Here is a 21,998-nt window from a genome sequence, read left to right as displayed (position 1 = left end):
AGATGTGTATAAGAGACAGGCGAACAGCACGGCAGCCCCGGCGGCGAGCGCCCCGGCGCCCCCGATCACCAGGTAGGTGCTGTCGCTGGAGCCCCCCGTCTCGGCCAGCACCTCGTCCGAGCCCGCCGCGTTCGCCTGCGGGGCGTTGCCCTCAGCCTTCTCCGCCGGGGCGGCCGGGGCGGCGGCGGTGACCTTCGCCCCGGTGTTCGCGTCGCCGTCCCCGTGGCCGTTGTGCTCGACCGACGACTTCTCGGAACCCGCGGCGATCGCGTCCTCGGACGGGGCGGAGGGGGCCGGGGCCTCGGCGCCGGAGTCGTCTCCGGACCCCTGCTGCCCCTCCTCCTTCTCCGCTCCCCCGCCGGCCGAAGCACCGCCGAACGTCACGTCGGAGCAGGCGTAGAACGCCTCGGGGGAGTCGGAGCGCTGCCAGACCGTGTAGACCAGCTGCCGCCCGGAGCGCTCGGGGACGGTCCCGTCGAAGACGTACGAGCCGTTCTCCAGCACCGGGTCGGTGGCCTCGGCGAAGGGCTTCGCCTCCAGGTCCGACCAGGCCAGCGGCTTCGTGGGGTCGTACCCCGGCTTGGTGAGGTACAGCTCGAACGAGCCCCTGTGCGGGGCCGTCGCACGGAACCGGAACGTGTGCTCGCCGGCCGACATCGCGGTGGCCGGCCAGTCGGCGCGCGGGAGGTCGAGCCCCTTGAACTTGTCGTTGGCCGCGCTGCACAGCTTGCCGTCCGGGATCAGCTCACGGTGCTTTCCCGCCGCGTTGGCGATGTTCACCCCGTTCCAGTCGTACAGCGCCTGGGTCCCGCCCGCCGCGACCGCCGCCCGGCACGCCGCCGACGCGGGGCTCTCCGGCCCCTCCGCGAAACACGCGGACACCCGGCTCACCGGGTCGGTGAGCGAACCGTGCGCGACGGCCGGGGCGGAGGCCAGCCCGGCCAGTGCGAGCGGTGCGAAACCGAGGGCGAGGACACCGGCGGCCTTGCGACGAGCGGTCATGGATGGATCTCCTTCGAGACGGCACAGCTGTGAGGGTGGCGCTCAGCAAGCTAGCCGCTCGGAAGGGAGAAAAGGCCTGATGGGAGGGGGTGGTGACGATCTTTATGGTCGTCTTAAGGAAGGGTTAGGCGTGGGCTCAGACAGCCCCGGCGCCGCGTGCCGCCTCACCCCGTCCAGCGGTAGCGGCGCTCCGGCCGGCCCGTGCCTCCGTAGCGCAGGGTCACCTCGGCCCGGCCCGTTCCGGCGAAGAACTCCAGGTAGCGGCGGGCGCTCACCCGGGACAGCGCCCCCACCTCGGCGCACTCCGACGCCGACAGTCCCTCGGGGTGGTCGCGCAGGGCACGTTCCACCAGCTCGGCCGTGGGTGCGGCCAGGCCCTTCGGCAGCTCGCGCGAGCCGGGCGGGCGGGTGCCGAAGATCTGGTCGACGTCCTCCTGGCGGGCCTCTCCCAGCTTGTCCAGGCGGGTGCGCAGCGAGGCGACATGGCGCATCTGCTCCTGGAGCGCGGACCGGCTGAACGGCTTGATCAGGTAGTGCAGGGCCCCCGCCCGCAGCGCCGCCCGGATCACCCCCGCGTCCCGGGCCGCCGTGATGAACAGGGCGTCCGCGCTGGGGCGCGACGCGTCCTGCTCCTCCGCCGCGCGCAAGGCGCGCAGTACCCCGATCCCGTCCATATCGGGCAGATAGATGTCCAACAGCACCAGATCGGGGCGCAGCCGCTCGGCCGCACGCAAGGCGTCGGCCCCGTTGTGCGCCACCCCGACGACCGCGAAGCCGTCCATGGCGGACACGTAGCGGCTGTGCAGTTTCGCGACCATGAAGTCGTCGTCCACCACCAGCACTGTTGTCACGCCGCCACGCTAGGCGGCGACCGCAATGACCACAACGTCCGTTGGTACCGGAAGAGAGACAGCTTCTTCACGCGCAGGCAACATGTGGGCCACTTCACAGCGAAAGGCGGAACCTGTGCGAATGCGCACTCTCCTCGCCCTGTTCGGGGCCGCGTTGCTGGTGGTGGTGGGGCCACCGCTGCTGTCCACCGGTGACGGTGCCGACACCGGCACCCAGATTCCCGGGCTCCGCTTCATGGTCCCCAACACACCCGGCGGCGGCTACGACATCACCGCGCGCACCCTGGCCAAGAACGCCGAGGACGCCGGACTCACCCACAACATCGAGGTGTTCAACCTGCCGGGCGCCGGCGGAACGGTCGGCCTGACCCGGCTCGTCGGCGAACACGGCAACGGCAAGCTCGCGCTCTCCATGGGTCTCGGCGTCGTCGGAGCCGTCCACACCAACAAGTCCCCGAGCACGCTGGCCGACACCACCCCGATCGCCCGGCTCACCGAGGAGCCGGACATCGTCGTCGTCTCCAAGGACTCCCCGTACCGGACCATCGCCGACCTGCTCGCCGCCTGGAAGAAGGACCCGGGCCGCGTCCCGGTCGGCGGCGGCTCCTCGCCCGGCGGCCCGGACCACCTCGCCCCGATGCTCATGGCGCAGGCGGCAGGCATCTCCCCGAGGACGGTCAACTACGTCCCGTTCGACGGCGGCGGCGAACTCCTCGCCTCCATCCTCGGCGACAAGGTCGGCTTCGGGGTCTCCGGCCTCGGCGAGTACCGCGACCAGATCGAGGCGGGCGAGCTGCGGCTGCTCGCCGTGACCGGTCCGAAGCGGGTGCCGGGCCTCGACGCCCCCACCCTGCGCGAAGCGGGACTCGACACCGAGTTCACCAACTGGCGCGGCGTCGTCGCCCCGCCCGGCCTCTCGCCGGCCGAACGCGACAAGCTCACCGGCCTCATCCGCGAAGTCCACGGCTCGAAGCAGTGGAAGGAGTCGATGGAGAAGAACGGCTGGGACGACGCCCTCCTCATCGGCGAACCCTTCGGCGACTTCCTCGACGAGCAGAACCAGCGTGTCGCCACCGTTCTCAAGGAGCTGGGGCTGTGACCACCGAACCCACCGACGCCGCGGGACAGCCGAGCGCCGAAGCCGAACAGGAGGAGAGCACTGTCCTCTCCTGGCTGCGCGAGCACTCCGAACTCGGCGTCTGCGTCCTGCTGTTCGCGCTCGGCGTGCTCGTCCTCACCGACGCCTTCACCATGAGCGTCGACATCGCCCAGCGCGGCCCCGTCGGCCCCCGGACGGTCCCCTTCGTCATCGGCGGTCTGTTCCTCCTCATCTCCGTCCTGCTCGCCGGCGACGTCCTGCGCGGCGGACGTGGCGAGGCGGAGGGCGGCGAGGACGTCGACCTCGACGAACCGGCCGACTGGCGCACCGTGCTCCTGCTCACCGGGGTCTTCCTCGGCACCGCCGTCCTGATCGACCCGCTGGGCTTCCCGATCGCCGGGGCGCTGCTCTTCTGGGGCTCCGCCTACGCGCTCGGCAGCCGGCACCACGGCCGGGACCCGCTCATCGCGGCCGGCATCTCCCTCGCCACCTATTTCGTCTTCGACAACCTGCTCGGTGTCCCCCTTCCGGGCGGCCCGCTGATGGGGGTGCTCTGACCGATGGATTCCCTCAACTCCCTCATCGACGGCTTCGGTACCGCGCTCACCCCGATGAACCTGCTCTGGGCCGCGATCGGCGTCCTGCTCGGCACCGCGATCGGCGTGCTCCCCGGCATCGGCCCGGCGATGGCCGTGGCGCTGCTGCTCCCCGTGACGTACGGACTCGACCCGACCGGCGCGTTCATCATGTTCGCCGGGATCTACTACGGCGCCATGTTCGGCGGCTCCACCACCTCGATCCTCCTCAACACCCCCGGGGAGAGCGCGGCCGTGGTCGCCGCGATCGAGGGCAACCCGATGGCGAAGGGCGGACGCGGCGCCCAGGCGCTCGCCGCCGCCGCGATCGGTCACTTCGCCGGCGGCATGATCGGCACGATTCTGCTGGTCGTCCTCGCCCCGACCGTCGCCTCCCTCGCCATCGGCATCGGCGCGCCCGACTACTTCGCCATCATGGTGCTGGCCTTCATCGCCGTCACCTCCGTCCTCGGCGCCTCCCGCATCCGCGGCATCGCCTCGCTCCTCATCGGCCTCACCATCGGACTCGTCGGCCTTGACCAGATGACCGGCCAGCAGCGCCTGACCTTCGGCTCGCTCCAACTGGCCGACGGCGTCGACGTGGTCATCGTCGCGGTCGGACTCTTCGCGATCGGCGAAGCTCTCTGGGTCGCCGCCCACCTGCGCCGCTCCACCGGAAAGCCGATCCCCGTCGGCAGGCCGTGGCTCGGCCGCGCCGACCTGAGGCGCACCTGGAAGCCCTGGCTGCGCGGCCCCGTCATCGGCTTTCCCTTCGGGGCGATCCCGGCGGGCGGCGCGGAGATCCCCACCTTCCTCAGTTACGTCACCGAGAAGCGGCTCTCCCAGCACCGCGACCAGTTCGGCAAGGGGGCCATCGAAGGCGTCGCCGGGCCCGAGGCCGCCGCCTCCGCCTCCGCCGCCGGAACCCTTGTCTCGATGCTCACGCTCGGGCTGCCCACCACCGCCGTCGCCGCCGTGATGCTGGCCGCCTTCCAGCAGTACGGAATCCAGCCGGGCCCCCTTCTGTTCGAACGCGAACCGGAGCTGGTCTGGGGCCTCATCGCCTCGCTCTTCGTCGGCATGGTGCTGCTGCTCGCCCTCAACCTGCCGCTCGCCCCCGTCTGGGCGAAGCTCCTGCGGATCCCGCGCCCCTATCTGTACGCGGGCATCCTCTTCTTCGCCGCCGTCGGCGCGTACGCGGTCGGCGGCGAGTCCCTCGACCTGGTGATCCTCCTGATCATCGGGCTGATCGGGTTCGGGATGCGGCGCTACGGACTGCCGGTGCTGCCCGCCGTCATCGGGGTGATCCTCGGCCCGGCCGCCGAACAGCAGCTGCGCCGCGCGCTCCAGATCAGCGACGGCAGTGTGACCGGCCTGGTCAACACCCCGTTCTCCGTCACCGTCTACGCGATCGTGGTGCTGATCGTGGCCTGGCCGCTGATCGGCCGGATCGTACGGCCGCGCGGTGGCCGCAAGACGGCAGAGGAGTCCCGCACGGTCGGTGGCGGCTGAGAGTATCGGCACCATGACCACGATCGACTGGGACGCGGCCGCCGGATCCTTCGACGAGGAGCCCGACCACGGGCTCCTCGACCCGGTGGTGCGCGATGCCTGGGCCGGGCGGCTGGAGGGCTGGCTGCCCGGCACCCGCGCCGACGTGCTGGACCTGGGGTGCGGCACCGGCAGCCTCTCGCTGCTCGCCGCGGGCCAGGGGCACCGCGTCACCGCCGTCGACCGCTCGCCCCGCATGGCCGACCGGGCCCGTGCCAAGCTCGCCGGGACCGGTGCGGAGGTCCTCGTCGGGGACGCCGCCCGGCCCCCGGTCGGGGAGCGGGCGTTCGACGTCGTCGTGGCCCGGCACGTCATCTGGCTGCTGCCCGACCCGGCGGCGGCCCTGGAGCACTGGTTCGGCCTGCTGAAGCCGGGCGGGCGGCTCGTTCTCGTCGAGGGGGTGTGGGGCGGCGCCGGCCTGTCCGCCACCGCGCTCACCGCCCTGCTCTCCGCGCACACCGAGCGCGTCCACCACGAGGACCTGGCCCCCGACTCCCGGCTGTGGGGCAAGGAGGTCGACGACGAGCGTTATGCGCTGGTCGCCCGCGCGATGCCGCCCCACCGGCACACCGAGGTCGTCGACGTCCATCTGATCCTGCGCCGCGGCCCGGACGTCCTGCTGGCCCGCCGTTCCGACACCGGCTATGCGGACGGGCTGCTCCACATGCCCTCCGGCCACGCGGAGGACGGCGAGGACGTCCGCGAGGCGATGATCCGGGAGGCCGCCGAGGAGATCGGCCTCGCTCTGGAGCCCGAGGAGCTGCGGGTGGCCCTCGTGATGCAGCACCGGGGCCCCGGCGGCGGGGCGCGCATGGGCTGGTTCTTCGTCGCGGAGTACGACCCGGCCCGCCCGCCGCGCAACGCGGAGCCGGAGAAGTGCTCCGAGCTGGCCTGGTTCCCGCTGGCCGCCCTGCCGGACGACATGGTCGCGTACTGCCGTGCGGGCCTGGACGGATACCGGGCGGGCGAGCACTTCATGATCCACTGGCACCGGGACGGGGAGCCGGTCGCGTACGTTCCCGGCGGCGCCGGCCGCGCCGTCCCGCTGCCCGCCGCCGAGCGGATCACCGGGCGGGTGCACCACATCGAGCTGTGGGTGGCGGACCTGGCGGAGGCGGAGCGCGGTTGGGGCTGGCTGCTGGGCCGGCTCGGCCATGTCCCGTACCAGCGCTGGGCCCAGGGCCGCAGCTGGCGGCGCGGTGACGCGTACGTCGTGCTGGAGCAGTCTCCCGACCTGGCCGCCGGCGGACACGACCGCCGCCGCCCCGGGCTCAACCACCTGGCATTCCACGTCGCGGACCGGGCCGCCCTGGACGCCCTGACGGCCGAGGCCCCGGCGTACGGCTGGCGGCTGCTGTTCCCCGACCGCCACCCGTACGCGGGCGGCGAGGGGCATTGCGCCGCCTATCTGGAGGACCCGGCGGGGTACGAGGTGGAACTCGTCGCCGAGTCCCGGCCCCGCCCCTGAGCCGCCCGGCGGTTCGTCCGGGTCCCGCCCCCGTGCCTGACGGGGTATTCAGCCGAGCAGGCCGGTCAGCCCCTCGGTCCGGGCCAGGCGTTCCAGCTCGGTGAGGGCCCGGACCGCCGCCCCGGCCGCCGCCGGATCGCGCCCGGCCAGGCCGCTCTCGGCGAACTCGTCCTCGTCCAGCCGCAGGACCGTCGCGCCGTCCGCCGAGACCCACAGGTCCAGGTCCAGGTCCTCGACCGCCAGCACCCCGTCCGCGAGCACGGCGGGCCGGGTGATGTCGCAGTACCAGCCCTTGAGCCCGCCGTCGCCGGCGCGGACCTCCTTCACCGCGAACCACCGGTCCCGCCAGTAGTGCTCGGTGAAGACGTCCCCCGGCTCGAACCGGACGAAGCCGAAGTCCCGCGCCCCGGGCGCGGCCCACGGCGCCCGGACGGTGACGCGGACGCCGTCGTCCCGGACCAGCTCCGCCGGATACCTGATCTTGGTGCGGCCGGCCTTGGACAGGGCGACGACCAGGCCCTGCGTACGGTCCGCGCGGGGCTCAGAGGGTGCGGACATGGCGCACCTCCGTCGCGCAGACCGTGTAGCCGAACCACTGGTTGACGGCCAGCATCGGGCCGTTGCCGGTGTCGTTGGAGGTGTAGGCGTCCGTGTATCCGGCCGCCCGCGCCCGGTGCAGCGAGTCGTTCTTCGCGAGCTTCGCCAGGCCCCGGCCCCGGAAGTCCCGCAGAGTGCCGGTCATGGAGCTCAGATACGTCCGCAGGCCGTCGGTGGTGGCCGCGCTGAACGACGCCACCTTCCCGTCCACCAGCGCCACCGAGGTGAGCCCCTGGTCGAAGGCCGGGTGTCGCCAGATGTTCGTCAGCCAGTCCTCGTAGTCGTCCATCCGCGAGGTGATGTCGCCCGGCTCGTCCGCCGTCACCTCGGCGTCGGCCCGGAACAGCGGCCGGGGATCGTCGGCGAAGTCGGAGCCCGGCCGCAGCTCGACGCCGGCCGGCAGCTCCTGACGCGGAGGCAGGGTGCCGCCCGCGAGGTCCAGGTGCTGGAAGTGCGCGGAGCGGCTGGGCCGGTACCCCCGCTTACGGGCGAACTCCAGGCTCTCCGGGTTGTCCAGGACCCACGCGTACAGGACCGTGGCCCCGGCCTCGGCCAGGTGCTCCTCCGCCGTGCGCAGCAGCAGCGAACCCGCGCCACGGTGGGTGCGGCCGGGCAGCGTCTGCGGCGTGAAGTACCCCTGCCCCGGCTCCGGACTCTCGTGGGCGATGCCCGCCTGCGCCGTGGCGATGATCTCCCCGTCCTCCTCGGCGACCAGCAGCCGGTAGTGCCGGTCCGGATGGGCGTGTGCCAGGTCGTGGACGACCTGTTCGGGGGTGGCCACCATCCAGGGGACCGAGGCCCGGCGGGAACGGGTCCACGCCTCCGCGTCGGACGGCCGGAAATCGCGCACGATCACAGTCATGCGGTGGACCGTATGCGCAGTCGCGCCCCGAACGCCTCCCCTTTTTCCGCCGGTGGGGGAGAATCGGCCCGTGACTGACAAGATCGTCCTCGACCCGGACTCCGGCATCGCGCCGTACGAGCAACTGCGCACCCAGCTCTCCGAACTGGCCCGTTCCGGCGCGCTTCCCGTCGGCCACCGGCTCCCGACCGTACGCGGCTTCGCCGAGGAGCTGGGCCTCGCCGCCAACACCGTCGCCAAGGCCTATCGGGCCTTGGAAGCGGACGGGGTGATCGAGACCCGGGGGCGTAACGGAACCTTCGTCGCGGCCGCCGGGGGAGCGGCCGGACAGCGGGCCGCGACCGCCGCGCGGGTGTACGCGGAGACCGCCGAGCGGCTCGGCCTCACCCGGCAGCAGGCCCTGTCGCTGGCCGAGGACGCGGTGCGCGTCGCGTACGGGGACTGAAGCGTCACGCGGGGCGCGGAGCGGCCGACCGGCTGTTACAGGTACAGCCCCGCGTCGGCCCCCTCGTCCTGCTTCGGCACCGAGGCGGGGCCGATGCCCCGGCGCAGCGCGTACAGCTCGGCGAGGGAGTTGCCCTCCCGGCCCACCCCTTCGTCCGTGCCCAGCCAGGACACCGACTCCTGACGGGTCAACGGGCCGACCTCGATCCTGGCCAGACAGCGGCCGGGCCGTACGACCGCCGGGTGCAGCCGCTCCAGGTCCTCATTGGTGGTGACCCCCACCAGCACGTTGCGGCCCTGGCCCAGCAGGCCGTCCGTCAGGTTCAGCAGCCGGGACAGGGCCTGGCCCGCCGTGTGCTTGGCCTCGCCGCGGATCAGCTCGTCGCAGTCCTCCAGGAGCAGCAGCCGCCACCGCCCCTTCGCCGTGCCGTCGTCCTCGCCGATCGCGATGTCCATCAGATAGCCGACGTCGTTGAAGAGCCGCTCGGGGTCCAGCACACAGTCGACCTGGCACCAGTCGCGCCAGGAACGGGCCAGGGTGCGCAGCGCGGACGTCTTGCCGGTGCCGGGCGGGCCGTGCAGCAGGAGCAGCCGGCCCGCGATGGCGTCCGGCGTCACCTTCATCAGCCGGCCCATCGCATCGGCCACCGGCGCGGTGTAGTTGGGGCGGACCTCGTCCCAGCTTCCGGCGGTGATCCGGCGGGTGGTGCGGTACGGGCCGCGGCGCGGGGAGACGTACCAGAAGCCCATGGTCACGTTGTCGGGCTGGGGCTCCGGCTCGTCCTGCGCCCCGTCCATGGCCTGGCCGAGGACCTTCTCCGCCAGTTCCTCGCTGGTCGCGGTGACGGTGACGTCCGCGCCCCGGTTCCACCGGGATGCCAGCAGGGTCCAGCCCTCGCCCTCCGCGAGCGTCGCGCTGCGGTCGTCGTCGCGGGCGGTCCGCAGCACCGTGGCGTCCGGCGGCAGCAGCGTCGCCCCGGACTTGACCCGGTCGAGGGAGGAGCTGTGCGAGTACGGCTGCTCGCCCGTCGTGAAGCGGCCGAGGAAGAGCGCGTCGACGACATCGGACGGTGAATCGCTGTCGTCGACGGTGAGCCGGATCGGCAGAGCGGATTCGGGGGAGTCAGGCATGGCGCCCATGATCCGCCACGGGATGTCCCCGTGCACCCGGGTTTCGCAGGCTCGCGTGCCCGGCCGACGGCGCGTCGGAAAACGACGGAGCGACAGCGGAACGTCAAGGAGCGCCCGTTGAACCTTCGGGGGCGGACGGAAGCACGCCATCCCTATTTTTGGCATGAACACTTCCAATGCGGGGTGGGTGCTGCTACTACGGAGTAGGTCGATATCCCCTGCTCAAGGAGGTCCCATGAAAATGTCCAGACTCGTGGCGTTCTCGTCCTCTCTCCTGCTCGGCGCCGCTCTGGCCCTCACCGGTGCGGGGGTCGCGAACGCCGACTCGTCCGCCGCGGCCGTCGACTACGTCGCCCTCGGTGACTCGTACTCCTCCGGCGTCGGGGCCGGCAGCTACGACGGCTCCAGCTGCAAGCGCAGCAGCCGCGCCCACCCCGCCCTCTGGGCGGCCGCCAACTCCCCCTCCTCGTTCGACTTCGCCGCCTGTTCCGGCGCCCGGACCGGCGACGTCACGGGCAGTCAGCTCGGCCGGGTGAACGCCTCGACCGACCTCGTCTCGATCTCCGTCGGCGGCAACGACGCCGGCTTCGCCGACGTCATGACGACCTGTGTCCTGCAGTCCGAGGCCACCTGCCTCAGCCGGATCGCCACCGCCCGCGCCTACGTCGACTCCACCCTGCCCGGCAGGCTCGACTCCGTGTACACGGCCATCCGCTCCAAGGCCCCCTCCGCGCAGGTCGTCGTCCTCGGCTACCCCCGCTTCTACCAGCTCGGCGGCGGCTGCATCGCCGGTCTGAGCGAGAAGGAGCGCTCCGCCATCAACGGGGCGTCCGACCACCTGAACACGGCCACCGCCAAGCGTGCGGCGGACCACGGCTTCACCTTCGGCGACGTCAGGACGACCTTCGCCGGTCACGAGATCTGCTCGGGCAACTCCTGGCTGCACAGCGTGAACTGGCTCAATATCGGTGAGTCCTACCACCCCACCGCCGCCGGACAGTCGGGCGGCTATCTTCCGGTCCTCAACTCCGCTCTCTGACCGGAGGCCCGGCGCTTCCGGCCGGAGCGTTCCGCCACCCGCCGTCCCCCACGCGGCATGCGTGGGGGGCGACCGGGCGAGCCCTCCGAACCGCGCGAACCACCCGAACGGCCCGAAGTCGCCCTGGAATCGCGCGGATTCGGTAACGAGGCGTCAACCTCCGTATGTGTGTGCGTAATCCTGTGGCCGGGATACACGGGTGTCACCGCGGGACGATAGGGTTAACCTGCCCGGACCGGGTGCCCTTGTACGGGTGGGGAGTGACATGGAACAGATAACGGTGCGAAGCAGGCCGCGTGTGCCTGCCATCACATGCGGGAGCGGTGCGACCAGTACGCGCCTCGACCGCCATCTCGCGGTGCTCGGCGGCCCTGTCGTCCCGCAGCGCGAGTCGGCGGAAGCGACGCTGCTCATGCGTGAGCTGACCTCGCGCGATGCCGCGCACACCCGCAGGAGCAGGAGCGCACGCGTGTCGCTCTTCGCGCCGCTGCGGCGACTGCGGCGCTCGCTCTTCGGCAGCCGCCGCTGACCCACGGCGTCGCCCGTCCGGACCGGCCCGCCGCCCGGGACGGTTCAGACGATCACCCCGTCCCGGCGCAGCACCGATGTCTGCTCGTCCGTCATCCCCACGGCTCGCAGCAGCGCATCGGTGTGCTCACCCAGCGCCGGTACGGCACCCATCCGTGCCTCCTCGCTCCCCGGCAGCGTGATCGGCGGCAGCAGCGCCCGCAACGGCCCCACCGGTGACCCCACCTCCCGCCACCGGTCCCGTGCCGCGAGCTGCGGATGCGCCGCCACATCGGCCACCGTGTTCAGCCGGGCACAGGCGATGCCCGCCGCCTCAAGACAGGCCAGCGCCTCCCGCCCCGTCAGGCCCGCCAGCGCCCGGCCCACCACCTCGTCGGTCCGCTCCCGGTGCGCGGTGCGTGCCGCGTTCGTCGCGAAGTCCGGGTGGTCCGCCAACTCGGGCCGCACGAGCACCTGTTCCGCCAGCCGCCGCCACTCCCGGTCGTTCTGCACGGACAGCAGCACCTGCTCCCCGTCGGCCGTCACGTAGGCGTCGTACGGGGCGATCACCGAGTGCGCGAGGCCGGTGCGCGCCGGGGGAGCGGAGCCGTGCGTCCCCTGGTGCAGCGGGTGACCCATCCACTCGGCCAGCGCGCCCAGCATGGAGACCTCCACCGGGCCGCCCCGCCCGGTGTTCGCCCGCCGCAGCAGCGCCGCGAGCACCCCGGAGAACGCGTACATCCCCGCCGCGATGTCCGCCGCGGGAATGCCCGCCTTCACCGGCCGGTCCGCCGTCCCCGTCACCGAGACCAGGCCGGCCTCGCACTGCACGAGCATGTCGTAGGCCCGCTTGTGCGCGTACGGTCCCTCCGCGCCGTAGCCGGAGATGTCGACCGCCACCAGGCGTGGGTGCGCCGCGCAGAGCGAAGCGGCGTCGAGCCCGAGCCGGGCCGCCGCCCCCTGGGCCAGATTCTGGACGAACACATCGGCCCCGGCGACGAGTTCGCGGACCACCGCCAGTCCGCGCGGATCCTTCAGATCGACGGCGAGAGACTCCTTGCCGCGGTTGCACCAGACGAAGTGCGAGGCGAGACCGCGCGCCGCCGTGTCGTAGCCGCGCGCGAAGTCGCCGCCGTCCGGGCGCTCCACCTTGATGACCCTGGCTCCGAGGTCGGCGAGCTGGCGGGTGGCGAAGGGGGCGGCGACCGCCTGCTCGACGGCCACCACGGTGATGCCGTCGAGGGGAAGTGGCAAGGTGTTCATGACCCGTGCTTACCCCCTGACCGGCGCTTTGGCCACCTCCGGCCGCCCCGCGGACTCCCCGGCCGGCCGCTACAGCAGCGCGAACTGCCCCTCCGGGCCCTCCTCCTGGTGCCCGAGCACCGACGCGGGACGCCGTGCCGGGGGCGGCACCGGCAGCACCCCGGCAGCCCGCAGCTCGGCGGGCCCGATCAGCGGTCCCGCCTCCAGCGCCGCCCACAGCCCCTTCCGGGGCACCGCCGTGCCGTCCAGCAGAGCGAGCACGGTGATGAGTTCGAGCAGCTCCGAGGTCCACTCCCGGGGCCAGCCGCGCGCACCGACCGGGTCGAGACCGCCCGGGGGCGCCCCGTCCGGCCCCCGGCCCGTCGCCGCGGCGGCCCGGCGGCCGAACCAGAGCTCCAGCACCCGCGCCCCGCCCACCGTGAACTCCCAGGCCGCCGCGGGCACCGGCGAGATCCGGCCGTCGCCGACGACCAGCGCCTCGTCCCCGGACTCATGGACCAGCTCCGTGGGACGGGCCGGGAGGGCCGCCCGCACATAGGGCCTGCGCCCGCCCGGCAGCCGGGGGCGCTCCCCGCCCCGGGACCCGCGCAACTGGAGCCGCATCAGCTCCCGGCCGAGCGCCACCCCCGACGACCACACCTCCGCGTCGGCCGGCAACGGGACCCGGGGGCCGGTGGCGGAGGGCCGGGCGGCGGCCAGGACCCAGGCCAGCACCGCCTCCGGGGTGAACGCGTCCGGCTCCGCCGCGCCGTCGAGCCGCCCGCGCAGCAGATCCAGGAGCCCCGGCGCCAGGTTGGGTTCCGTGCCGCCGGGCCTGCGGTAGAGCGGCCTGATCCGGCCGGGCCGCCCGGCGGGGGAGTGCCCGTCGGGCAGCAGCGCGGTCACGGACAGGGCGGGCCCGGCATCCTCGGGTGCGGCGCTGTGCTCGACCGCGAAGAGCTGCCGCCCGTCGGCGACCCGCCACAGCTCCGGACGGGCCGCGTCGATCAGCCGGTGGTCGGGGAGCAGCCACTGTTCGTCGTAGGGGCCGTGCAGGATCCGTACGGGGTCGGGGCAGGGGCCCGGGGCCCGGGCGAAGCGGCCCGTTCCGGCGGACCGGCCGGGCAGGGCGGCGACCGAGGTGTGCGGCGTACGGGAGCGGGTGGGCACGAACAGCCGCTCCTGCTCGGCGGCGTCGGCGGCGGCCAGCCGTTCCCAGCGGGCCCGGAGCGCCACGGGGTCGGGGCCGCTCACCCAGGCGCGGCCGGTCCGCAGCGGCCGCACGGACCACGGCATCAGCTCGTCCAACGACAGGAGCCCGTCCTGCGACGGGAGCCCGTTTGGCGGCCGGGGCGTCCCCGGAGGCGAGGACCGGGCGTTCCCGTCGCCGCCGGCCGCCGCTGTCCCGTGCGCTGTCACCTGCCCGTCCTCCCCTGTCCGCCGTGACCCTTTCGCATCGTAACGGCGGGCGGCGCGCCCGTGGGGCGGGGTCAGTGGGCCTCCACCGTCACGGAGAAGGAGAACCGGTCGCCCCGGTAGCGGATCCGGGCCACGTCCACCACGCGCCCCTCCTCGTCGTACGTCACGCCCGTGTAGTGCAGGATCGGGCTGAGCAGCGGGACCTGGAGCAGCTCGGCGGTGACCGGGTCGGCGAGCCGGGCCTCCACCGTGTCGGTGATCCGGGAGATCCTCACCCCGACGACGTCGCGCAGGACCTTGGTCATCGGCCAGCGTTCGAGGTCGGCCACGTCGATCCGGGCGGCGATGTCGGGACGGACCGCGTTCTCCGCCCAGTTGGTGGGCTCGTCGCTCTCCCCGTCGCGGCGCAGCCGCCGGTAGCAGGTCACCTCGGCGCAGCCCGGGAAGAACTCGGCGAGATCACCGGGCACCGCCGTCGGGCCGTGGCCGAGAACGGTCGTCGCCTCCCCGGACTGCTGGGCCACGATCGCGTCGACCGAGCCCAGCAGCCGGACCGGGGAGACCCGCCGGGCGCGCGGCTCGATGAACGTCCCACGCCGCCGGTGCCGGCTGATCAGCCCCTCCGCCTCCAGCTCCTTGAGCGCCTGGCGCATCGTGAGCACGCTGACCCCGTAGTGCGCGGCGAGCTGCTCCTCGGTGGGCAGCCGGGCGGAGGCGTCCTGGGGGCGTCCCAGCACGGAGGCCCTCAGGGACTGGGAGACCTGGTACCAGAGAGGCAGTTTCCGGTTCAGGACGAGGGAGTCGGGGGCGAAGGCGGGCGGGTGCGGCACCGGGGCCGGCCGGGCGTCCGCGGCGTCCCCGGCCGCGCCGTCCCCCTCGGTCCCCCGGGCGTCCGCCCCGGCTCTCTCCTGGCTCTCTGTCACGTCGTCCCCGCCCCCGCCCGTCCCTTCCGGCCTTCCGCCGTCTACGGCCGGAAGTTGCGGCTCAGACCCTGCCACACGTCGTCGTAGCCGTGCTGCAGGTGTCCGGCGGCGGCCGCCTGCGCGGTCGCCGTGACCGGCCAGCGGGTCTCGAACATGAAGGCCAGGCCGTCGTCGATCTTCTGCGGCTTCAGCTCCGCCGCGCTCGCCCGGTCGAAGGTCTCCCGGTCCGGGCCGTGCGCCGACATCATGTTGTGCAGCGAGCCGCCACCCGGGACGAAGCCGTCCGCCTTCGCGTCGTACGCCCCGTCGATCAGGCCCATGTACTCGCTCATCACGTTGCGGTGGAAGTACGGCGGGCGGAAGGTGTCCTCGCCGACCAGCCAGCGCGGGGCGAAGACGACGAAGTCCACCCCGGCCAGCCCCGGGGTGTCGGACGGCGAGGTCAGCACCGTGAAGATCGACGGGTCGGGGTGGTCGTAGCTGATCGTGCCGATCACGTTGAACCGGCGCAGGTCGTAGACGTACGGGGTGTGGTTGCCGTGCCAGGCCACCACGTCGAGCGGCGAGTGGTCGTACGTCGCCGACCAGAGGTTCCCGCAGAACTTGTTGACCACCTCCACCGGGCCCTCGTGGTCCTCGTACGCGGCGACGGGCGCGAGGAAGTCCCGGGCGTTCGCCAGGCCGTTGGCGCCGATCGGGCCGAGGTCGGGCAGCGCGAACGGGCGGCCGTAGTTCTCGCAGACGTATCCGCGCGCGGTCTCCTCCAGCAGCTCCACCCGGAAGCGGATACCGCGCGGGACCAGCGCGACATGGCCCGGCTCGACGCGCAGCAGGCCCAGTTCGGTGCGCAGCAGCAGTCCGCCGCGCTCGGGGACGATCAGCAGCTCGCCGTCGGAGTCGCTGAACACGCGGTCGGTCATCGAGGAGTCGGCGTTGTACAGATGGATCGCCATGCCCGCGCGCTGCGCGGCGTCGCCGTTGCCGCCGAGCGTCCACAGGCCGCTCAGGAAGTCCGTGCCGGGCACGGGATCCGGCAGCGGGTTCCAGCGCAGCCGGTTCGGGTCCGGCACCGTCTCGGTGAAGGGCGCCGAGCGCAGGTTCCCGTTGTCGATGCGGGTGAAGGCCGGGTGGGCGGCCGAGGGGCGGATCCGGTAGAGCCAGGAGCGGCGGTTGTCCGCACGAGGCTCGGTGAAGGCGGAGCCGCTCACCTGCTCCGCGTACAGCCCGAGCGGGGCGTGCTGGGGGGAGTTGCGGCCGTGCGGCAGCGCTCCGGGAACCGCCTCGGACCCGTGCTCGTTGCCGAAGCCCGAGGAATACGTCAGCCCCTCGGCCGCCTTCCTCGCCTGGTCGATCGCGCTCATCCCGCACTCCCGGTGCCCAAGAAAGTCCTCGGATCCACCGGACGGCGAATCCTATGTACTACCGTAGGAATAGGAGGGGGGCACGTCAACGGCATACATCGCGCCATTCGTGTCCTGTACGGGCCCTTCGCGGCGAGAGTGCGTGCAGGGCGCCGCGGGGCAGGCGGGAGTGTGACGACAGGGCCTGGAGGGCACGGCATCATGGGGCCCGTGCCCCATGTCACCCCGAACCTCCGCCGCGCCCCCGTGCAGCAGCGCAGCGCCGACCGGCTGGCCCGGATACTCGACTCCTGCGCCGGCCTCCTCGACGAGACCGGCTACGAGCAGCTCACCACCCGGGCCGTCGCCGAGCGCGCCGACGTGCCCATCGGCTCCGTCTACCGGTTCTTCTCCAACAAGCGGGCTCTCGTCGACGCCCTCGCGCTGCGCAACCTGGACACCTACGCCGACCGCATCGCCGCCCGGCTCGCGGACCTCCCCGCCGCCGACTGGCGCGCCGCCATCGACGCGGTGCTCGACGAGTACCTGGCGATGAAGCGAAGCGTCCCCGGCTTCGCGCTCGTCGACTTCGGGCCGCCGTTCCCGGCCGAGGGCGCGGCGGGCGACGCCAACAGGCGTCTGGCGGACCGGCTCGCCGTACTGCTCGCCGGCCACCTCGGCCGCCGGCCCGACGAGGGGCTGTCCCGCGCGATCCTGGTGAGCGTCGAGGCCGCCGACGCGCTCCTCCAACTGGCGTTCCGCACCGAGCCGTCGGGGGACGCGGCCATCGTCGCCGAGACGCGGACCCTGGTCAGGTCCTACCTCGCCCAGACGCTCGACTGAACGAGAGGCCCTGGTCGGCGGGTCGGCCCGCCTTCTCCTCCGCGCAACACCTCCCCGCCGTGCGTACCGGTCGGTATGCTCGCCCGTGCCGGGGCTCCCACGCCTGCCCGGCCCATGTCCGCGTGCCGTCGCCGCAGCCGCCCCCGGGAGGGCCCATGTCCCACGAAACCCGCACCGCACCGCGTATCTGCCCCCTCTGCGAGGCCACCTGCGGCCTCACCCTCACCATCGAGGGAACCACCGTCACCGGTGCGCGCGGTGACCGTGACGACATCTTCAGCCGGGGCTTCATCTGCCCCAAAGGGGCCTCCTTCGGGGGGCTCGACGCCGACCCCGACCGGCTGCGCGTCCCCCTCGTGCGCGGCGCCGACGGGGAGCTGCGCGAGGCCGCCTGGAGCGAGGCGTTCGACCTGATCGCCGCACGGATACCGGCCCTGGTGGAGACCCACGGGCCCCAGGCCGTCGGCGTGGTCCTCGGCAACCCCAACGTGCACACGATGGCGGGCTCGCTCTACCCGCCGCTGCTGCTCGGGGCCCTGCGCACCCGCAACGTGTTCACCGCGAGCACCCTGGACCAGATGCCCAAGCACGTCTCCAGCGGTCTGCTCTTCGGCGACGCCCACGCCATCCCCGTACCGGACCTCGACCGCACCGACCACCTCCTCCTCATCGGCGCCAACCCGCTGGAGTCCAACGGCAGTCTCTGCACCGCCCCCGACTTCCCCGGCAGGCTCAAGGCCCTGCGCGGGCGCGGCGGCACCCTCACCGTCATCGACCCGCGCCGCACCCGCACCGCGCGCCTCGCCGACCGGCACGTCGCGATCCGGCCCGGCGCGGACGCCCTTCTGCTGGCCGCGCTCGCGCACACCCTCCTGACGGAGAAGCTCGCCGACCCCGGTCCGCTCGCCGGACACCTGGAAGGCATCGACGAACTCACCGCCGCACTGGCCGACTTCACCCCGGACGCCGTCGCCGCCGCCTGCGACGTGGACGCGGACACCATCACCGCCATCGCCCGCGAACTCGCCGCCGCCCCCACCGCGGCCGTCTACGCGCGTGTCGGCAGCTGCACCGTCGAGCACGGCACCCTCGCCAGCTGGCTGGTGGACGTCCTCAACATCCTCACCGGCAACCTCGACCGGCCCGGCGGCGCGCTGTTCCCGCTCTCCGCGACCGCGCGCGCCCCACGGCCCGCCGAACCCGGGACGCGTAAAGCCGCCCCGGGCAAGGGCTTCGCGCTCGGACGCTGGTCGAGCCGGGTCTCCGGGCACCCCGAGGCCAAGGGCGAACTGCCCATCGCCGCCCTCGCCGAGGAGATCGACACCCCGGGGGAGGGCCGCATCCGCGCCCTGGTGGTCATCGCCGCGAACCCCGTACTCTCCGCGCCCGACGGCGACCGCCTCGACGCGGCCCTCGCCGACGGGCTCGACTTCATGGTCAGCGTCGACCCGTACCTGAACGAGACCTCCCGGCACGCCGACGTGGTGCTGCCCCCGCCGCCGCCCTCGCAGAGCGCCCACTTCGACTTCGCGCTCAACAACTTCGCCGTCCACAACCATGTCCGCTACACCCGCGCCGCCGTGCCGCTGGAGGACGGGCGGATGGACGAGAGCGAGCTCCACGCCCGTCTGATCCTCGCGGTGAGCGGCATGCACGGCGCGCCGCCCTCCGCCGTCGACGACCTGGCCATCGGCACCGCTCTCACCCGGGCCGGGGCCCCGAAGGAGCGGGCCGCCGAACTCACCGGCGAGAGCGGTCCCGAACGCCGCCTCGACCTCATGCTGCGCCTCGGCCCGTACGGGCTGACGCTGGAGCAGCTCCTCGCCCACCCGCACGGCATCGACCTCGGCCCGTTGAAACCCCGCGTCCCGGAGATCCTGCGCACCCGCTCCGGCCGCGTCGAACTGCTGCCGGAGCCGATCGCCGCCGATCTGCCGCGCCTGCGCCGGGCGCTGGGCGACCGGCCCGCCCCGCTCGTCCTCGTCGGCCGCCGCCATCTGCGCTCCAACAACAGCTGGATGCACAACATCGGCTCGCTCACCGGCGGGTCCAACGTCTGCACCCTCCAGATCCACCCCGACGACGCGGCCCGCCTCGGGCTCGTGGACGGGGCCACCGCCCGGATCGAGTCGTCGGGCGGCGGGATCGAGGCCCCCGCCGAGATCACCGACACCGTGCGCAGCGGGGTGGTGAGCCTGCCGCACGGGTGGGGTCACAACCGCCCCGGCACCCGTATGACAGTCGCCGCCGCCCACCCGGGGGCGAACGTGAACCAACTGCTCGACGGCACGCTCCTGGATCCGCTGTCCGGCACCGCCGTGCTGAACGCCATTCCGGTCTCGGTGACCCCCGCCCCCTAACAGCACCGTGTTGACCTGGGGTTTTGCTCGTATTGCTCACACGTCAACATCTTGTTAACGCCGCGAGAGCACCCCTAACGTCATCCGGACCGCCGAGACCGGTGGGAGTTCAAGGATGAACGTTAGGTATCCCCCATGCTGACAATCCTCGGCTTCGCCATGATCGCGACCTTCCTGGTCCTGATCATGACGAAGAAGATGTCGCCGATCGCGGCGCTGGTACTGATCCCCGCACTGTTCTGTGTCGCCGTCGGACAGGGAGCGCAGCTCGGCGACTATGTCATCGAAGGCGTCGGCAACCTCGCGCCCACCGCGGCCATGCTGATGTTCGCCATCGTCTACTTCGGCGTGATGATCGACGTCGGCCTGTTCGACCCGATCGTCCGGGGCATCCTGAAGTTCTGCCAGGCCGACCCGATGCGCATCGTCGTCGGTACGGCGCTGCTCGCCGCGATCGTCTCGCTGGACGGCGACGGCTCCACCACCTTCATGATCACCGTCTCGGCGATGTATCCCCTCTACAAGCGCCTGAAGATGAGTCTGGTCGTCATGACCGGCGTCGCGGCCACCGCCAACGGCGTCATGAACACCCTCCCCTGGGGCGGCCCCACCGCCCGCGCCGCCACCGCCCTCAAGCTGGACGCCTCCGAGATCTTCGTGCCGATGATCCCGGCGCTGGCCATGGGGCTGCTCGCCGTCTTCGTTCTGGCGTACGTGCTCGGCCGCCGGGAACGCAAGCGCCTGGGCATGCTCACGCTCGACGAAGCGCTCGCCCGGGAGCCGGAGCCGGAGACGGTGACCACCGGCGCGGGCGGCTCCGGCACGGGCGGCGGCGACCGCCTCCGCAAGGGCGTCTCCGCCTCCGCGGGCGGTACGGGGGCCGGCGCCGACGCCGACCCCGCGGACGGTGACGACGACGGGTTCCAGGGCCTCGACCCGAACCGGTCCACGCTCCGCCCGAAGCTCTACTGGTTCAACGCCGGACTCACCGCCGCCCTGCTGACGGCGATGATCATGGAACTGATGCCGATCCCGGTGCTCTTCCTGCTCGGCGCCGCCCTCGCGCTCACCGTCAACTTCCCCCACATGCCCGACCAGCGGGCCCGGATCGCCGCGCACGCCGACAACGTCCTCAACGTCTCCGGCATGGTCTTCGCCGCCGCCGTCTTCACCGGGGTCCTCACCGGCACCGGCATGGTCGAGAACATGGCCGACTGGGTCGTCGGCGCGGTCCCCGACGCGATGGGTCCGCACATGGCCCTCGTCACCGGCCTGCTCAGCCTGCCGCTCACCTACTTCATGTCCAACGACGGCTTCTACTTCGGCGTCCTCCCCGTCCTCGCCGAGGCCGGCGCGGCCCACGGGGTCTCGCCGCTGGAGATCGCGCGCGCCTCCCTGGCCGGTCAGGCCCTGCACATGTCGTCGCCGCTCGTGCCCGCCGTGTACGTCCTCGTCGGCATGGCGAAGGTCGAGTTCGGCGACCACACCCGCTTTACCGTCAAGTGGGCCGTGCTCACCTCGCTCGTGGTGCTCGGGGCGGGCCTCCTCTTCGGCATCATGTAATGACACCCGAACCGCGAACCGGGCCCGGCAGGGGCTGGCTGCTGCGCCTCGTCATCGCCTTCGCCCTCGCGCAGGGGGCGGTGTCGATGGCGCGGCCCGCCGTCTCCTACCGGGCCCTCGCGCTGGGTGCGGAAGAAGCGGCCGTCGGCGTCATCGCCGGGGTCTACGCCCTGCTCCCGCTGTTCGTCGCCGTGCCGCTCGGCCGCCGCACCGACCACGGCCGCTGCGCGCCCCTGCTGCCGCTCGGCGTGCTCCTGATCTCCGGCGGCTGCGCGCTCAGCGGCATCGTCTCCTCGCTGCCCGCGATGGCCGCCTGGAGCGGGGTGATGGGCCTCGGCCACCTGTGCTTCGTGATCGGAGCGCAGTCGATCGTGGCCCGGCAGTCCGCGCCCGGCGAACAGGACCGCGACTTCGGGCACTTCACCATCGGGGCCTCGCTCGGCCAGCTCATCGGCCCGGTCGCCGCGGGCGCGCTCATCTCCGGGCAGGGCGGGGCGCTGGGCCGCACGAGCGCGTCGGCCCTCCTCGTATCGGCCGCGGTCGCCGCCGTCGCCCTCGCCTCGCTCTGGCGCATCGAGCACCGCCGGGCGACCGGCGCAGCCCCGAAGCCCGGGGGCAAGGTCCCGGTCCGCGCGATCCTGGGCGCGCGCGGCGTCCCCGCGGGCATCTTCATCAGCATGGCGGTGCTGTCCGCCACCGACATCCTCACCGCCTACCTGCCGGTCGTCGGCGAGCACCGCTCCATCGCCCCGGCCACCGTCGGGCTGCTGCTGAGCCTGCGGGCCGCCGCCACGATCGCCTGCCGGCTGGTGATGACGCCGCTGCTGCGGCTGTTGGGCCGCAGGGCCCTGCTGACCGTCAGCTGCCTGCTCGCCGGGTTCCTCTGCGCGGGCGTCGCCCTCCCCGTGTCGGTCCCGGTCCTCGCCGTCATGCTCCCCGTGCTCGGCTTCTGCCTCGGCGTCGGCCAGCCGCTGTCCATGACCACCGTGGTCCGGGCAGCCCCCGACCGGGCCCGCTCCACCGCGCTCGCGCTCCGGCTGACCGGTAACCGGCTCGGCCAGGTCGCCGCCCCCGCCGCGGCGGGGCTGACCGCGGGCGCGGTGGGAGGGGCGGCCCCGTTCGCGCTGCTCGGCGTGCTGCTGCTCGGCGCGGCGGGACTCGGCCTGCGCGGCGACGGCCGTA

At 73.1% G+C, this 21,998-nt stretch carries 20 protein-coding genes; 11 read left to right on the top strand and 9 right to left on the bottom strand.

Annotated features, from left to right (window positions below):
* Together CR470_RS21940 and CR470_RS21935 are read right to left on the bottom strand one after the other, a co-directional pair.
* Window positions 1-1,002, bottom strand: a 1,002-nt coding sequence (locus tag CR470_RS21940) for a lytic polysaccharide monooxygenase auxiliary activity family 9 protein (protein WP_097869260.1), incomplete at its 3' end; no start/stop codon positions are given.
* 164 nt (window positions 1,003-1,166) lie between these two features.
* The gene (locus tag CR470_RS21935) at window positions 1,167-1,853 is read right to left on the bottom strand and encodes a response regulator (protein WP_257138872.1); all 687 of its coding nucleotides are present in this window, start codon (window positions 1,851-1,853) and stop codon (window positions 1,167-1,169) included.
* Between the two features lie 115 nt (window positions 1,854-1,968).
* Between CR470_RS21935 and CR470_RS21930 the strand changes: the two genes are divergently transcribed.
* The 4 genes from CR470_RS21930 to CR470_RS21915 are packed head-to-tail and all read left to right on the top strand — an operon-like array spanning window position 1,969 to window position 6,546.
* Complete coding sequence (locus tag CR470_RS21930; protein ID WP_097869258.1) at window positions 1,969-2,952, top strand: Bug family tripartite tricarboxylate transporter substrate binding protein; 984 nt, start codon at window positions 1,969-1,971, stop codon at window positions 2,950-2,952.
* Window positions 2,949-3,509 carry a tripartite tricarboxylate transporter TctB family protein gene (locus CR470_RS21925; protein ID WP_097869257.1) on the top strand — a complete coding sequence of 187 codons (561 nt, stop codon included), beginning with the start codon at window positions 2,949-2,951 and terminating at the stop codon, window positions 3,507-3,509. Before CR470_RS21930 ends, CR470_RS21925 begins: the two co-directional genes overlap by 4 nt.
* Before the next feature lie 3 nt (window positions 3,510-3,512).
* Window positions 3,513-5,039, top strand: coding sequence for a tripartite tricarboxylate transporter permease (locus CR470_RS21920; RefSeq protein ID WP_097869256.1), 1,527 nt, complete (start codon window positions 3,513-3,515; stop codon window positions 5,037-5,039).
* Window positions 5,040-5,052: 13 nt separating this feature from the next.
* Window positions 5,053-6,546 (top strand): trifunctional class I SAM-dependent methyltransferase/NUDIX hydrolase/VOC family protein, encoded by a 1,494-nt coding sequence (locus CR470_RS21915; RefSeq protein ID WP_097869263.1) that lies wholly within the window; start codon window positions 5,053-5,055, stop codon window positions 6,544-6,546.
* A gap of 48 nt (window positions 6,547-6,594) precedes the next feature.
* Here the strand turns inward: CR470_RS21915 and CR470_RS21910 are convergent, their stop codons facing one another.
* On the bottom strand, window positions 6,595-7,104 hold the full coding sequence (locus tag CR470_RS21910; RefSeq protein ID WP_097869255.1) for a DUF402 domain-containing protein: 510 nt from the start codon (window positions 7,102-7,104) through the stop codon (window positions 6,595-6,597).
* A complete protein-coding gene (locus CR470_RS21905) occupies window positions 7,088-8,005 on the bottom strand; it encodes a GNAT family N-acetyltransferase (RefSeq protein ID WP_097869254.1) in 918 nt (305 codons plus the stop codon). The genes CR470_RS21910 and CR470_RS21905 overlap by 17 nt, the downstream gene beginning before the upstream one ends.
* A 70-nt stretch (window positions 8,006-8,075) precedes the next feature.
* On the opposite strand from CR470_RS21905, the gene CR470_RS21900 reads away from it, so the two are divergent.
* Window positions 8,076-8,450, top strand: a complete 375-nt coding sequence (locus CR470_RS21900; RefSeq protein ID WP_097869253.1) for a GntR family transcriptional regulator — start codon at window positions 8,076-8,078, stop codon at window positions 8,448-8,450.
* Between the two features lie 35 nt (window positions 8,451-8,485).
* On the opposite strand, the gene CR470_RS21895 is transcribed toward CR470_RS21900, so the two are convergent.
* On the bottom strand, window positions 8,486-9,580 hold the full coding sequence (locus CR470_RS21895) for a DUF5925 domain-containing protein (RefSeq protein WP_097869262.1): 1,095 nt from the start codon (window positions 9,578-9,580) through the stop codon (window positions 8,486-8,488).
* 235 nt (window positions 9,581-9,815) lie between these two features.
* Between CR470_RS21895 and CR470_RS21890 the strand changes: the two genes are divergently transcribed.
* Together CR470_RS21890 and CR470_RS21885 are read left to right on the top strand one after the other, a co-directional pair.
* The gene (locus tag CR470_RS21890; RefSeq protein WP_097869252.1) at window positions 9,816-10,619 is read left to right on the top strand and encodes an SGNH/GDSL hydrolase family protein; all 804 of its coding nucleotides are present in this window, start codon (window positions 9,816-9,818) and stop codon (window positions 10,617-10,619) included.
* 265 nt (window positions 10,620-10,884) lie between these two features.
* Complete coding sequence (locus tag CR470_RS21885) at window positions 10,885-11,148, top strand: hypothetical protein (protein ID WP_003970092.1); 264 nt, start codon at window positions 10,885-10,887, stop codon at window positions 11,146-11,148.
* 44 nt (window positions 11,149-11,192) lie between these two features.
* On the opposite strand, the gene CR470_RS21880 is transcribed toward CR470_RS21885, so the two are convergent.
* From CR470_RS21880 to hmgA, 4 genes are all read right to left on the bottom strand, one after another.
* The gene (locus tag CR470_RS21880; protein ID WP_097869251.1) at window positions 11,193-12,389 is read right to left on the bottom strand and encodes a CaiB/BaiF CoA transferase family protein; all 1,197 of its coding nucleotides are present in this window, start codon (window positions 12,387-12,389) and stop codon (window positions 11,193-11,195) included.
* A 69-nt stretch (window positions 12,390-12,458) separates the two neighbouring features.
* Complete coding sequence (locus CR470_RS21875) at window positions 12,459-13,787, bottom strand: type ISP restriction/modification enzyme (RefSeq protein ID WP_097869250.1); 1,329 nt, start codon at window positions 13,785-13,787, stop codon at window positions 12,459-12,461.
* 71 nt (window positions 13,788-13,858) lie between these two features.
* Window positions 13,859-14,710, bottom strand: a complete 852-nt coding sequence (locus CR470_RS21870; protein WP_179892341.1) for a GntR family transcriptional regulator — start codon at window positions 14,708-14,710, stop codon at window positions 13,859-13,861.
* 41 nt (window positions 14,711-14,751) lie between these two features.
* Window positions 14,752-16,071 carry a homogentisate 1,2-dioxygenase gene (hmgA, locus tag CR470_RS21865; protein WP_097869249.1) on the bottom strand — a complete coding sequence of 440 codons (1,320 nt, stop codon included), beginning with the start codon at window positions 16,069-16,071 and terminating at the stop codon, window positions 14,752-14,754.
* Window positions 16,072-16,272: 201 nt separating this feature from the next.
* Here hmgA and CR470_RS21860 point away from each other — a divergent pair, with 201 nt between their 5' ends.
* From CR470_RS21860 to CR470_RS21845, 4 genes are all read left to right on the top strand, one after another.
* Window positions 16,273-16,893 (top strand): TetR/AcrR family transcriptional regulator, encoded by a 621-nt coding sequence (locus CR470_RS21860; protein WP_097869248.1) that lies wholly within the window; start codon window positions 16,273-16,275, stop codon window positions 16,891-16,893.
* A gap of 155 nt (window positions 16,894-17,048) precedes the next feature.
* Complete coding sequence (locus tag CR470_RS21855; protein ID WP_097869247.1) at window positions 17,049-19,253, top strand: molybdopterin-dependent oxidoreductase; 2,205 nt, start codon at window positions 17,049-17,051, stop codon at window positions 19,251-19,253.
* Between the two features lie 135 nt (window positions 19,254-19,388).
* Window positions 19,389-20,816: a CitMHS family transporter gene (locus CR470_RS21850; protein WP_097869246.1), complete on the top strand. Its 1,428-nt coding sequence runs from the start codon at window positions 19,389-19,391 to the stop codon at window positions 20,814-20,816.
* On the top strand, window positions 20,816-21,998 hold a 1,183-nt coding region (locus CR470_RS21845), incomplete at its 3' end, for an MFS transporter (RefSeq protein WP_107489491.1). The genes CR470_RS21850 and CR470_RS21845, both read left to right, overlap by 1 nt.

The organism is Streptomyces sp. rh34, from assembly GCF_002551245.1.
Lineage (GTDB): Bacteria > Actinomycetota > Actinomycetes > Streptomycetales > Streptomycetaceae > Streptomyces.
This window is presented reverse-complemented; position numbering and strand designations above follow the sequence as displayed.

Coding starts and splice junctions, on each gene's coding strand:
- CR470_RS21920 (WP_097869256.1), top strand. CDS start 3,513: ATGGATTCCCTCAACTCCCTCATCGACGGCTTCGGTACCGCGCTCACC.
- CR470_RS21915 (WP_097869263.1), top strand. CDS start 5,053: ATGACCACGATCGACTGGGACGCGGCCGCCGGATCCTTCGACGAGGAG.
- CR470_RS21910 (WP_097869255.1), bottom strand. CDS start 7,104: ATGTCCGCACCCTCTGAGCCCCGCGCGGACCGTACGCAGGGCCTGGTC.
- CR470_RS21905 (WP_097869254.1), bottom strand. CDS start 8,005: ATGACTGTGATCGTGCGCGATTTCCGGCCGTCCGACGCGGAGGCGTGG.
- CR470_RS21895 (WP_097869262.1), bottom strand. CDS start 9,580: ATGCCTGACTCCCCCGAATCCGCTCTGCCGATCCGGCTCACCGTCGAC.
- CR470_RS21890 (WP_097869252.1), top strand. CDS start 9,816: ATGAAAATGTCCAGACTCGTGGCGTTCTCGTCCTCTCTCCTGCTCGGC.
- CR470_RS21885 (WP_003970092.1), top strand. CDS start 10,885: ATGGAACAGATAACGGTGCGAAGCAGGCCGCGTGTGCCTGCCATCACA.
- CR470_RS21880 (WP_097869251.1), bottom strand. CDS start 12,389: ATGAACACCTTGCCACTTCCCCTCGACGGCATCACCGTGGTGGCCGTC.
- hmgA (WP_097869249.1), bottom strand. CDS start 16,071: ATGAGCGCGATCGACCAGGCGAGGAAGGCGGCCGAGGGGCTGACGTAT.
- CR470_RS21860 (WP_097869248.1), top strand. CDS start 16,273: ATGGGGCCCGTGCCCCATGTCACCCCGAACCTCCGCCGCGCCCCCGTG.
- CR470_RS21855 (WP_097869247.1), top strand. CDS start 17,049: ATGTCCCACGAAACCCGCACCGCACCGCGTATCTGCCCCCTCTGCGAG.
- CR470_RS21850 (WP_097869246.1), top strand. CDS start 19,389: ATGCTGACAATCCTCGGCTTCGCCATGATCGCGACCTTCCTGGTCCTG.